At 44.2% G+C, this 12306-nt stretch carries 8 protein-coding genes and 1 pseudogene; 4 read left to right on the forward strand and 5 right to left on the reverse strand.

Annotated elements, in window-relative coordinates:
• Positions 1-32: 32 nt before the first annotated feature.
• On the reverse strand, positions 33-1070 hold the full coding sequence (locus V7L01_RS30870; RefSeq protein WP_335041720.1) for an AI-2E family transporter: 1038 nt from the start codon (positions 1068-1070) through the stop codon (positions 33-35).
• A gap of 154 nt (positions 1071-1224) precedes the next feature.
• Entirely contained in the window at positions 1225-1863 is a 639-nt protein-coding gene (locus V7L01_RS30875; protein WP_335041722.1) for a lysophospholipid acyltransferase family protein, read from the reverse strand.
• Positions 1864-1996: 133 nt separating this feature from the next.
• On the opposite strand from V7L01_RS30875, the pseudogene V7L01_RS30880 reads away from it, so the two are divergent.
• The 4 genes and pseudogenes from V7L01_RS30880 to V7L01_RS30895 all read left to right on the forward strand — a co-directional run.
• A pseudogene (locus V7L01_RS30880) lies at positions 1997-2569 on the forward strand (serine/threonine protein kinase); the annotation flags it as partial.
• A 137-nt stretch (positions 2570-2706) separates the two neighbouring features.
• On the forward strand, positions 2707-5211 hold the full coding sequence (locus V7L01_RS30885) for a hybrid sensor histidine kinase/response regulator (RefSeq protein WP_335041724.1): 2505 nt from the start codon (positions 2707-2709) through the stop codon (positions 5209-5211).
• Between the two features lie 62 nt (positions 5212-5273).
• Positions 5274-6554, forward strand: a complete 1281-nt coding sequence (locus tag V7L01_RS30890) for a sensor histidine kinase (RefSeq protein ID WP_335041726.1) — start codon at positions 5274-5276, stop codon at positions 6552-6554.
• Positions 6555-6926: 372 nt separating this feature from the next.
• Positions 6927-9104, forward strand: a complete 2178-nt coding sequence (locus V7L01_RS30895) for an ATP-binding protein (RefSeq protein WP_335041728.1) — start codon at positions 6927-6929, stop codon at positions 9102-9104.
• A gap of 28 nt (positions 9105-9132) precedes the next feature.
• Here the strand turns inward: V7L01_RS30895 and fabD are convergent, their stop codons facing one another.
• From fabD to plsX, 3 genes are all read right to left on the reverse strand, one after another.
• Entirely contained in the window at positions 9133-10014 is an 882-nt protein-coding gene (fabD, locus tag V7L01_RS30900) for an ACP S-malonyltransferase (RefSeq protein WP_335041730.1), read from the reverse strand.
• A gap of 102 nt (positions 10015-10116) precedes the next feature.
• On the reverse strand, positions 10117-11109 hold the full coding sequence (locus V7L01_RS30905; RefSeq protein ID WP_335041732.1) for a beta-ketoacyl-ACP synthase III: 993 nt from the start codon (positions 11107-11109) through the stop codon (positions 10117-10119).
• Between the two features lie 126 nt (positions 11110-11235).
• Positions 11236-12258, reverse strand: coding sequence for a phosphate acyltransferase PlsX (gene plsX, locus V7L01_RS30910; protein ID WP_335041734.1), 1023 nt, complete (start codon positions 12256-12258; stop codon positions 11236-11238).
• Between the last annotated feature and the right edge of the window lie 48 nt (positions 12259-12306).

A 12306-nucleotide genomic window follows, 5' to 3' on the forward strand; every position in this document is an offset into this window, starting at 1 on the left:
AATTCATCGCGTCTCTAAAATTCATCGCGTCTCTAAACCTCTGCTTTCATCTCATCAATTTCAAATAAAGATACAATTACTCCAGCGATGGGAATAGATATAAAAACTCCTAGTAAACCTGCTACTTTAGCGCCTACTAGCAAAGCGAAGAATATTACTACAGGATTAAGATTCAGTGCATCTTGCATAATTCGAGGCGAAATCAAGTTGTCTTGTATCTGCTGGAGGACAATACAAGCTATCAATACTTTCAATGCTAACCAAACACCTTGAGACAACACAAATAGAGTAACTGTGCTTACTCCTAATGTCGCTCCTATACCAGGAATGATATCAAGAATTCCGACTATCACTGACAATATCAAAGCAAAAGGTACTTTTAATATTAAAAATATTAAAAAAGTTGTACTTGTGAGAAATGCACTTAATAACAACTGACCTCTAAAAAATCCAAGAAAGGAGCGTCTGATTATCTTTGTAAATCTATTGCGTCGGTGTTTTGGTACTATTTTTATGGTAAAATTCCACAGCTTGTCTCCATCTAGTAACATAAAGAAAGCCACAACTGCAATCAATATAAATGTCAGGAAATTCGTCATAAATCCTTGTAAAACAGCCAAGCTAGTAACAAGACTAGATATAGCTTGGTTTCGCAATTGTTCTTGAATGAAACTTAAATTTATCTGCAAATTCCGGCTTCGCAAAAGCCCTTCTAGCTGCTCTAATAAAGGGATTAAAGAATTTACAAAGCCAGTTAGACTGTCAATTAATTGTTGTCCTTGAGATAAAACCGTTAAGCCGACGGTAATTATCAGACTCCCAATAATCACAATGCTGAACAAGAAAACGACACCAACAGCTACGCTGTGTGGCAAAAAATGCCGCAGCCATTGTACAGGATAGCTGAGTAAAAAAGCTAAAATTGCCGCAAATGTAAAAATAACAATGACCGCTTCAAAGTAAGCTAAAAGTTGTACAATTGCCCAGCCAGAAGCAATTAAAAGCAAGAAGCGGACTAACGCCAGATTATTTAATCGTTCCCAAAAATTCTTGGCTTCCAAGCCGCTCATATGCTGTTTAGGGTGAAATTGAAGTAGATTTGCCTAGTAGCTGCATTTAAGCATAAAGTTAAACTTCATAGCTAGAGCACATTGAGATTAAACATACAGAGGCTAAGGACGCGATTGCTACCTCCCTAAAGCATATATCTCTTGCTTGTCTACCTTATCTTCCTAAATCATGCATCTCGTTAATTACTTTGGTACACTTTTGTGTCAACGCTTCCAATTCCTCTTTATTACTGGAACTGGGAGCATCAATTAAGTTACCAATTCTCACAGTAATGGGAACTGCGCGAGGTAGGGACGAGCCTTTTTGTAAAATCCCCTCAGTACCCCAGACACTCACCGGCAATATTGGGGCTTTTGCTTTCGCCGCCAGCAGCAGTGCGCCTCTTTTGGGGTCTGTAATTCGACCATCTGGGGTGCGAGTACCTTGCAAGAAAACACCGACAGCCCAACCGTTATCGAGATATTTTAGGGCGGAACGGATGGCATTGCGATCGGCATTTCCCCGACTCACCGGATAAGCACCGTACAATTTAATCGCTTGCGCCAAAATGGGAATATTAAATAACTCTTCCTTAGCCATGTACGCCACAGGACGACGTACACAATTAGAGACAATGGGCGGGTCAAAGTAACTAGCGTGATTACTCACTATCAACAACGGCCCTGATTGGGGGACATTTTCCGTACCATAAATCTGGCCCCGAAAGTAAGTGTGAAGCATGGGGCTGACGACTGACCATTTAAAGGCGTGGTAAAGTGCCAGACTGATAAACGGTTCGCGGTTTTTGTCCACAGAAGATAATGCAAATCAAACTGAATTTAGCATAAGCGATCGCAACGCCTAGATCAAACGCAAAAAGCCGTAGAGATGAATTGCTTCACCCATCTGGGAAAACTAAATCTAGAAATCTTTAGGATTTAGCAGTATGGCGATCGCTACAGTCAGTATTCTTGGATACAAGGTTAGCGAACAACTCTACAACGGTTCTCGAACCCTGGTGTATCGCGGTTATAGAGAAACTGACTTATTACCTGTAGTGATTAAATTGCTGAAAAATCCTTATCCGAGTTTGGGCGAACTCTTATCGTTTCGTAATCACTACACCATAGCTAAAAATATCAACTCACCTCTAATCATTCAAACCTACAGTTTGGAACCGGATCAAAATGGCTATGCATTGGTGATGGAAGATTTTGGCGGGATTTCTCTTAAATATTATTTCACCTCTGAGCAGACGCGACATACCGCTTTTCTACAAGAGTTTTTAAGAATTGCGTAGGCGTAGCCCGTCGTAGACATCGCACTCTGCAATACCTCAGATATACTCTATCGCGATCGCATTATTCATAAAAATATCAAACCCGCCAATATTTTAATTAATCCCGAAACCAAACAAGTTAAATTAATTGACTTTAGTATTGCATCTTTACTGCCACAAGAAACTCAAACGCTGATGAGTCCAAATGTATTAGAAGGGACACTCAGCTATTTATCACCATAACAAACAGGCAGAATGAATCGAGGGGTTGACTCGTGGATGATTGTTGAGAAAATCGCTCGGTGAACCCATCTTGGTAATCTTCCTGAACAGATGGGCATCATAAATTATAAATCTTCAATTTATTACAGATATCTATGTCCGCCCTCTCGTTCTGGCAGTCTTTCCAATCAGCTAAAAAACCTGCCTACGATTCGCCCTCATCCCTCCACACAAAACCTGTTAGACCTTCACGCAGCCTGTTAGCTAAAGTAATTGTGGGTGGCACTACCTTATTTGTAGTTGTAGGTGCTTATTTAAGCTATCAGACCGTGCGAAGCATGATGCTAGAAAATCTCAAGCATAATGCTCTGTCAGAGGTGGAACATAGCGCACATGAGATCGATCGCTGGCTAGCAAGTCTAAAAGTTAGAGTTGAAATGCTGGCAAACACAGACGTAGTGCGCTCAGTGGATTGGTCGATCGCCAGTAAATATTTGAAGGCGGAACACCAGCGAATTGAAGATTTTTCACTCTTTGCTTTAACAACAAAAGATGGATGGCGCGATAGTACTGTAGAGAACAGTAAGCGGGGAAATGTCCGCGATCGCCCCTGGTTTCAAAGGTCGATGTTAGGACATATCTATGTAGGCGATCCCATGATTGCCAGAGCGAATGGAGTGTCATCAGTAGCAATCTCGGCTCCCATCCGCAGAGATGGAAATTCATTAAGTTCTCCAATAGGTGTAGTGCATGGGAACGTTGCTGTCGATCGCGTCAAGTATGTCATTGAGACACTAAAATACGGGAAGGATAGCTATGCTTTTACTCTCAACTCCACAGGACAGGCAATTATCCATCCTAACCCAGCCTTCATGACCACAATCGAAAAGCCTGGGATGAAATTAACCGATTCCGAAGATCCAGGTTTAGCGGCGATCGCTCAAAAGATGGTACATCGGCAACAGGGTATTGAATTAGTAACCCTTGACAAAACTAAAAAATATGTTGCGTTTCTCCCTCTAAAAGAAGCTAACTGGTCAGTAGCACTCGTCATTCCCCGTGAAAATATTGAATCTCAACTAAAGCTTTTAGATACCATCGCTCTGGCAATCTTAGCCTTGGCGGGAACACTGATTGGGGTGTTGGTTTATGTCCAATCTGCTGAACAAGCCCAACTGAAACAATCAAAACTCTTAGCGGATGCAGCCAAAGAAATTGCTGACAGTGCCAACAGTGCCAAGAGTGAATTTCTTGCCAACATAAGCCACGAACTTCGTACACCGTTGAATGGGATTCTGGGCTATGCCCAAATTCTTGGACGCTCCAAAAGCTTGGGGGGCAAAGAACGTCAGGGAGTCAACATCATCCACCAGTGTGGCTCTCATCTGCTAACACTGATTAACGACATCCTCGATCTCTCCAAAATCGAAGCCCGTAAACTCGAACTTGCCCCCCAAGCTTTCCACTTGCCGTCTTTTCTGCAAGGCGTTGTCGAAATTTGCCATATTCGGGCGCAGCAAAAAAGCATTGAGTTTCACTACCAACCTAATGCTGATTTACCCGTAGGTATTACTGCGGATGAAAAACGTCTGCGCCAAGTGTTGATTAACCTACTTGGTAACGCCATTAAGTTTACCGATCGCGGCAGTGTTACCCTACAAGTTAAAAGAATTGTGGTTGAGTCCGATGTCTACGACGGGCTACGCCTACGCACTGCCCAACTTTGCTTTACCATTGCCGATACTGGCGTGGGTATTGCGCCAGCAGATATCAACAAACTCTTCCAAACATTTGAACAAGTGGGGGAGCAGAAGCGGAAAGTAGAAGGAACGGGGCTAGGATTAGCCATTAGCCAGCAGCTTGTGCAGTTAATGGGTGGACAGATTCAGGTCAAGAGTCAGCCTGGTGTCGGTAGTGAGTTCTCCTTCGAGATCGTCCTCCCCTTAGCAACTGACTGGAGTCAACAGCAGACGGCATCCGTGGGTAACATTATTGGCTACGAAGGCCCACAGCGCCATATTTTAGTCGTAGACGATCGCTGGGAAAATCGCGCCGTCTTGCTCAATCTCCTAGAGCCTCTAGGCTTCATCATCACCGAAGCAGAACATGGACAAGCGGGCTTAGATCAACTCCAGCAACATCTCCCCGATTTAGTCATTACTGACTTAGCTATGCCCGTAATGGATGGTTTTGAAATGCTGCGACAGATTCGCAAAAATGAACAACTGCGTTCGCTCAAAATCATTGTCTCTTCTGCCTCCGTCGCTCAAATCGATCAACAAATGAGTATTGATGCCGGCGGCGATGATTTCCTCACCAAACCTGTGCAAGTGAATGATTTATTTGGAGTTCTAGAAAAACATCTCGAACTGACTTGGAAAACTGAAGACATCCCAGATAAATCCTCAGATCGGCAGCAACCGACAGAATTAATTCCACCCCCCCTAGCCGATCTCCAGGCTTGGTTAGAACTCGTTCAAGAAGGGCGATTAAAGAAGCTCATCGCAGCAGCAGAAGAACTTGAGCAACAGAGCGATCGCTACCAAGCTTTTAGTCAAAAGATCGTCCAACTTGCAAAACAATTCCAAAGCGAACAACTAGAACAATTTATTCAGCAGTATCTCTTGGAAGAAAGACGGGAAGTAGTGAGTAGGGAATAGGGAAAGAAAGTGTTTGTTTTGCCTGTGCTGGTTCTAATTATCGTCTACTACTCTTTTCCAATATGAAACATATACCTCCAATATCCACGATTACAGGTTTAGTTTTAATTGTTGATGATACGCCCACCAACCTAGAGGTGGTTTCAGAGACGCTGGGCGATGCGGGCTTTGATGTGGCGATCGCTATCAGTGGCGATCGCGCACTACAACAGGTCGAACGCCGCCTTCCCGACCTGATTTTACTAGATGTGATGATGCCTGGAATCGATGGATTTGAAACCTGCCGACGGCTCAAGGCCAATGTCCGCACCTGCCGTATTCCGATCATTTTTATGACTGCCCTTTCAGATACTGAGAGCAAAGTCAAGGCATTGGAACTAGGAGCCGTAGACTATATAGTAAAACCCTTCTATGAAAAAGAGGTTCTAGCACGAGTCAGTACCCATTTGCAACTGTCTCTCCTCACCCAAACCCTCGCAGCACAAGTTGCCCAAAAAGCAGCAGAACTACAAGCTTCGCAACTGCAACTGATTCAAAACGAAAAAATGTCTGCCCTCGGCAATCTGGTCGCCGGGGTTGCCCACGAAATCAATAATCCCATCGGCAGCATTGTCGGCAATGTCAATGCGGCACAGGATTATATTCATGACTTGTTAGGCATCATCGATCTCTACGGCAGAAAATTCCCTCAACCCGGTGCGGAAATTGAAGACGAACTGGAAGCGCTCGATCTAGATTACATTCGAGAAGATTTACCGAAACTAATTCGCGCCATGAAAGATGGAGCCGATCGCATCACCTCTATCAGCCAAAGTCTTCGTATTTTCTCTCGTGCCGACAGCAATACCAAGCAAGCTTTTAATCTGCATGATGGTATTGATAGCACTGTATTAATTCTGCGCCATCGTCTCAAAGCTAACGAACATCGTCCCGCCATCGAAGTCGTCACCGACTACGGTCAACTTCCAGAAGTTTTTTGTTTCCCCGGACAGATCAATCAGGTATTTATGAATATTCTGGCAAATGCCATTGATGCGCTAGATGAGTCTAATTCTGGATGCTGTTTTGCCGAAATTCAAACTAATCTCAATCGGATTAATATTGGGACGAAAGTACAGGGAGATTGGGTAAAAATTGCGATCGCTGACAATGGCCCCGGTATGCCCGAAGGAGTGAAAACCCGTATATTCGACCACTTATATACTACCAAAGCAGTTGGTAAAGGTACAGGATTGGGGTTGGCGATCGCTCGGCAAATCGTTGAAGAAACCCACGGCGGAAAATTGAGCGTTAACTCAGTTATGGGTAAGGGTACAGAATTTGTAATTGCAATTCCGGTATGATTTTTGACTCTTTTCGGTTGGCTAGGGAATGAATCAATCTAACACAAGATATTTGACCATTTATTTGCTACAAAAGGTGTGGATAAAGGAACGGGATTGGGGTTAGCGGAGCGCTTGGCAAACATAAAAAAACATGGATGAGCGATCGAGTAGATTCTAGACCAGGCGAAGGTACTGAATTTGCGATCGAGCTACCGATGTAGCATATCCGTCTGTATATCTACAAAAACTTTCAGGAAATCTTCAGCCACTTATCTCTGCTACTCTATGCTTACCCAATTTAGACAAACACTTCAGAAACAGTTGCTTTTTAGGTTTGTCCGTTTCGTTAAGAATCGCCCTACCTCACTTACCTACAAAACACTAATCAATATGGCATTGCGAGTAACGGTGGTGGTACTCGTCTCTGCTGGGGTGAGCTATATCCATGTCATGTCCCGCTTGGAAGCCCAGACCCAAGTCCAGCTAGAAAAGTACATCAGCGATCGAGGACAGTATGAAAGCAACATCTTTAAACTTGCAGAGGATAACCTCACTTTGCTGCGCGATCGCCTTTTGCAGGAATTCAAGCAACCCACTAATGATTTCCAGGCTGAATTTGAGCGGCAATATTTTTCCTGGAACGATGGTACTAAACGCAATTTTCCCCAAAATCGACCGCGCAAAGACTTTGATTCTACTCGATATGCTGGATCGTTCATTGGTCAAAATGTGCAAATTACTAAAGAACTAAAGCAGCAACTACTAACGGCTAACACGCTGATTAGTGCCTACGGATCTGCTTGGTCTAATCAGTTTGTTGATACTTATTTTGTGAGACGAGAAAATGCAACGACAACCTATTGGAAAGGTATGCCGATCTTGTTAGAGACACCGCCTGATTTCTATATGCCGAAAGAGGAATTTTTCTATATTGCCGATCCTCAACATAACCCGTCTCGATCGCCGAAGTGGACAGGTGTTTATCTCGATCTCAGTGTTAAAGTCTGGATGATTTCGGCAAGTGTACCTGTTTATGATGGCGATCGCTTCCTGGGCATTGTAGGACATGATGTGGTCTTAACCGATCTGATGGAGCATACGATCCAGGATCAATTACCGGGCACTTACAATCTAATTTTTCGCTCAGACGGTCGTTTAATTGTCGACCCCCAGCGCAGTGCGGAAATTCAGCAAGCTCAGGGTCAACTGAAAATCGATGCGATTAACGATCCCCATCTCAACCGCATTTTTCAGCTAGTGACAACCGCTAAACCCAAAACCCACGTCCTGGAAAATAGCCAAGACCGTGAATACTTAGCAGTGACTCGCTTACAAGGCCCAGACTGGTATTTTGTCACAGTCTATCCGAAATCACTGCTATCGGGAGCAGCATGGGATACGGCTCAATTTATCTTAATTTCCGGTGCAGTAGCACTGCTGGTTGAAGTGTTGTTGCTCTTGTCGGTGTTGCACCAAGAAATCGCTAAACCCCTCCAGCAATTAATCGCCGCTAGTAACCAACTTGCTAACGGTGATTTTGCGATCGCTCTTGATACCACCCGACAGGATGAACTGGGAGGACTTGCTAGTTCTTTCAACAGTATGGCAAGTCAGTTAAAGACTTCTTTCATTCAACTAGAACAGGTAAACAATGCGTTAGAGCTACGGGTTGAGGAGCGAACAACAACGTTACAAAAGACACTTGAAGAACTACGTCGGACTCAAACCCAGATGATCCAGAGTGAAAAAATGTCAGCCCTGGGGCAATTGGTGGCAGGTGTGGCACATGAGATTAATAATCCTGTCAACTTCATTCACGGCAACCTCACCCATATACAGAATTACGCCCAAGATTTGTTGGAATTTATTCAACTGTATCAGTATCACTATCCCAATCCAGTCGCTGAAATTCAAGCTGAGGCTAAAGAATTGGATCTGGAATTCATTCGAGGCGATCTGCCCAAGATGCTGTCTTCGATGAAAATTGGCACTAATCGCATTAGCGAAATTGTGCGATCGCTCCGCAATTTCTCCCGTTTAGATGAAGCTGAATTTAAAGCGGTTGATATTCATGAGGGCATTAATAGTACGTTATTAATTTTGCAACATCGTCTGAAAGATCAACCAAAGTGCCTAGCAATAGAAGTGGTAAAAAACTATGGTAACTTGCCTTTGATTATCTGCTACCCCGGACAACTAAATCAGGTATTTATGAATATTCTGTCTAATGCGATTGATGCGTTAGAAGATGCAAATCAGCACCGCACGCCTACAGAGATTGCTTCATATCCCAATACAATTTGGATTCATACTTGCTTGGTATCTGAAAACCAAATCAAGATTGCGATCGCAGATAATGGTCTTGGAGTTCCAGAAACAACTCTAACAAGATTATTTGACCCCTTTTTCACGACTAAAGATGTGGGTAAAGGATCTGGATTGGGTTTATCTATCAGCTATCAAATTGTGACTGAACTACATCAAGGTAAACTTGATTGTAATTCCACGCAAGGATTGGGCACAGAATTTGTCGTAACCCTACCTATACAAGCTAACTTCATAGCTTGATGAGAATTTATCGAGTCCTGATAAAGAATTAATCAGGCAAATCAGCAGCACTCTGGATATTTTTTAATATTAAGTCAGGGCTAATACGTTTAATTAAACCAGTTAGCACTTTACCAGGCCCAATTTCTATTACTTGCTGAATGCCGTTGGCTGGTAATTGCAGAGAAATTTCTCGCCATCTTACAGAACCAGTCATTTGTTTATTCAGGCGTTGCTTTAAAATCTCGGCATCAATAGACGGGATTGGTTCGACATTAGACAATACTGGCACAGTAGCTGGCTGAAATTCTACAGATTCTAAAATATCTTGAAATTCCGCAGCTGCGGGTGCAATTAAATGTGAGTGAAATGCTCCAGAAACTTTTAGCGGAATAGCACGCTTTGCTTTAACTTGAGTCATTACCGCTTGTACAGCCTCAGTCGTGCCTGAAATTACCACCTGAGCCGAACTATTGTCATTTGCTAGCACCACATCCGGCGTTTGAGCAATAACTTTTTCCAACTGTTCGCGGTCAAAGTTCATCAAAGCCGCCATCATCCCACCGACGGCACTATCCATGAGTTCTGCACGACGCTTTACTAGATATAAACCAGCCGACCACTCAAAGACACCCGCTACATAAAGGGCAGAATATTCTCCCAAACTGTGGCCCGCAACTAAATCTGGCTGATGTCCTCGTTCTCGGAGAAGATCGGCCAGAATGCTTTCTACCACATAAAGAATTGGCTGGGTGTATAGCGTCTGTGATAACTTTACTTCTTCGTTTTGACAGATATCTGTTACAGACCAGCCCAAAATTTCCTCGGCTTGGGCAAATTTGTCTTTAGCGGAGGGTATATCTAATAAATCTATTCCCATTCCCAGCGCTTGAGAACCTTGTCCGGGAAACACCCATGCAGTTTTTGTCATTTGTCAATAGTCAGCGGTCAGTGGTCATTTGTCATTGGTCATTTGTCATTGGTCATTAGTGAATAACAAGGGAAAAATGACTAATGACAAAGGACAAAATATTTACCTTCCCCATTTAAAAATTGCCGCGCCCCAGGTAAGACCGGCACCAAAGCCGGATGCAGCAACGATGTCATTGGGTTTAATTTTGCCTTGTCGTACTGCTTCATCTAAAGCTAAGGGGATGGAAGCAGCAGAGGTATTGCCGTACTGGGCGAGATTACTGATAACTTTATGTTCTGGTACATTCAGGCGTTGGGCAACGGCATCGATAATCCGCTGATTGGCTTGATGCAACAGCAGCCAATCTATTTGGTCAACACTGAGGTTGGCTTGAAACAAGGCTTTGTCAATAATTTCTGGCACTTTTTGGACAGCAAAGCGGTAGACTTCTTTGCCGTTCATAGTAATAGGTTGATAAGTGCCTTTAGCGATCTTTACACCGGGGAGGAGTTCTTCGGAAGCAGCTGTATATGCAAGGTTGAGGTGATGGTTTTGAGTGCCATCACTTTTAAGTGCAAATCCCAATAAGCGATCGCTTTTGTCAGCTTGCAATACTACTGCCCCGGCACCATCACCAAACAACACACAAGTGCGCCGATCTTGCCAATCTACCCACCGAGAGAGAATGTCTGCCCCTATCAAAAGTACATTTTTATAGGCACCTGTTCTAATATATTGGGCTGCTGTAACCAGACCAAACACAAAGCCAGAGCAGGCAGCAGTCAAGTCAAAGGCTACTGCGTTGCTGGCTCCCAATTGGGCCTGTACTTTACAAGCAGTACCAAACAAATCATCAGGGGTGGAAGTCGCTAGCAGAATCAGGTCTAGGTCTTCTGGTCTAATTCCCGAAGCTGCGATCGCCTGACGGCTGGCGGCAGTAGCGAGTACGCTCAAGGACTCAGACGGTAGGGCTAATCGCCGTTGACGAATTCCCGTCCTTGAACTTATCCACTCATCTGATGTTTCAACTACTTCACTCAATGTCTGGTTGTGTAGGGAAGTTGCTGGTACTGCCGAGCCGCTTCCGGTAATTGCTATGCCTAAGTTTTGCACTCCTAATCTCCCCAGCTATCAGCTTTTTGTCCCTTGTCATTTGTCCTTTGTCAGTTGTCTTCTGTCATTTGTCCTTTGTCGTTGTCCTTTACAAATGACCAATGACTAATGACTAATGACTAATGACTAACCGCTCTCGCGCTCTAGGATATATTGGGACTGAATTCGTTGTAGCACCTCGTTATCAACAGCTTCTTTTGCCATGCGAATTGCATTAAAAATTGAAGGAGCTTGGGAGCTACCGTGACCGATAAAACAGACCCCTGCCACGCCTAACAGCAAAGCGCCACCGTGTTCTGCGTGATCCATCCGCTGCTTAATCCGCTTCAGGTTTGGTTTTAAGAGTGCTGAACCGATTTGACCGTGCAATCCTTGGGGTAATTCTTCCCGCAGAATTTGCAGAATCACTTCTCCGACTGCTTCGGCAAATTTTAGTAATACATTGCCTACAAAGCCATCGCAGACAATCACATCAAAGCGACCAGAAAGCACATCACGCCCTTCAGCATTGCCAATAAAATTAATTTGGGAATTATCGCGGAGCAGTTGGTGGGCGCGGACGGCTGCATCATTGCCTTTAGAGTCTTCTTCACCGATATTTAGCAAACCCACCTTCGGTTCAGTTGTACCCAAGACATACTGACTGTAAGCCGATCCCATAACGCCAAACTGCTCTAAAAACTTGGGACGGCAATCTACATTCGCGCCCACATCAAGTACCAGCACTGGCTTACCAGCAATAATCGTTGGAAAAACAGTCCCAATGGCTGGGCGGTCAATTCCCGGCAATCGTCCTAAGCGGAGCAAAGCAGATGCCATCGCTGCCCCAGAGTGACCGGCAGAAAATACGGCATCTGCCTTTTGCTGCTTGACTAAATCCATCGCCACATTGATAGAAGCCTTGCGTTTGCGTCTAACTGCATTTAAAGGCTCCTCATCCATAGCGATCGCTTCCTCAGCAGTCACAATCTCCACCTGCCCTAAATTTGTTTTTGGTGGCAAGGCAGCTTCTATTTGTTGGGGATCGCCAACCAGTAATACATCTACACCCAATTCTTCTCGTGCTCGCAGTGCGCCAGCAACGATTTCACCGGGTGCGTGATCCCCTCCCATTGCGTCAATTGCGATCCTTACACGAGTCGATCCCATTGCTCACAGCTTCTAGAAACCTTACAAATTTTACCAGATGGCTCTGCC

This window comes from Nostoc sp., from assembly GCF_036917095.1.
Taxonomy (GTDB): domain Bacteria; phylum Cyanobacteriota; class Cyanobacteriia; order Cyanobacteriales; family Nostocaceae; genus Nostoc.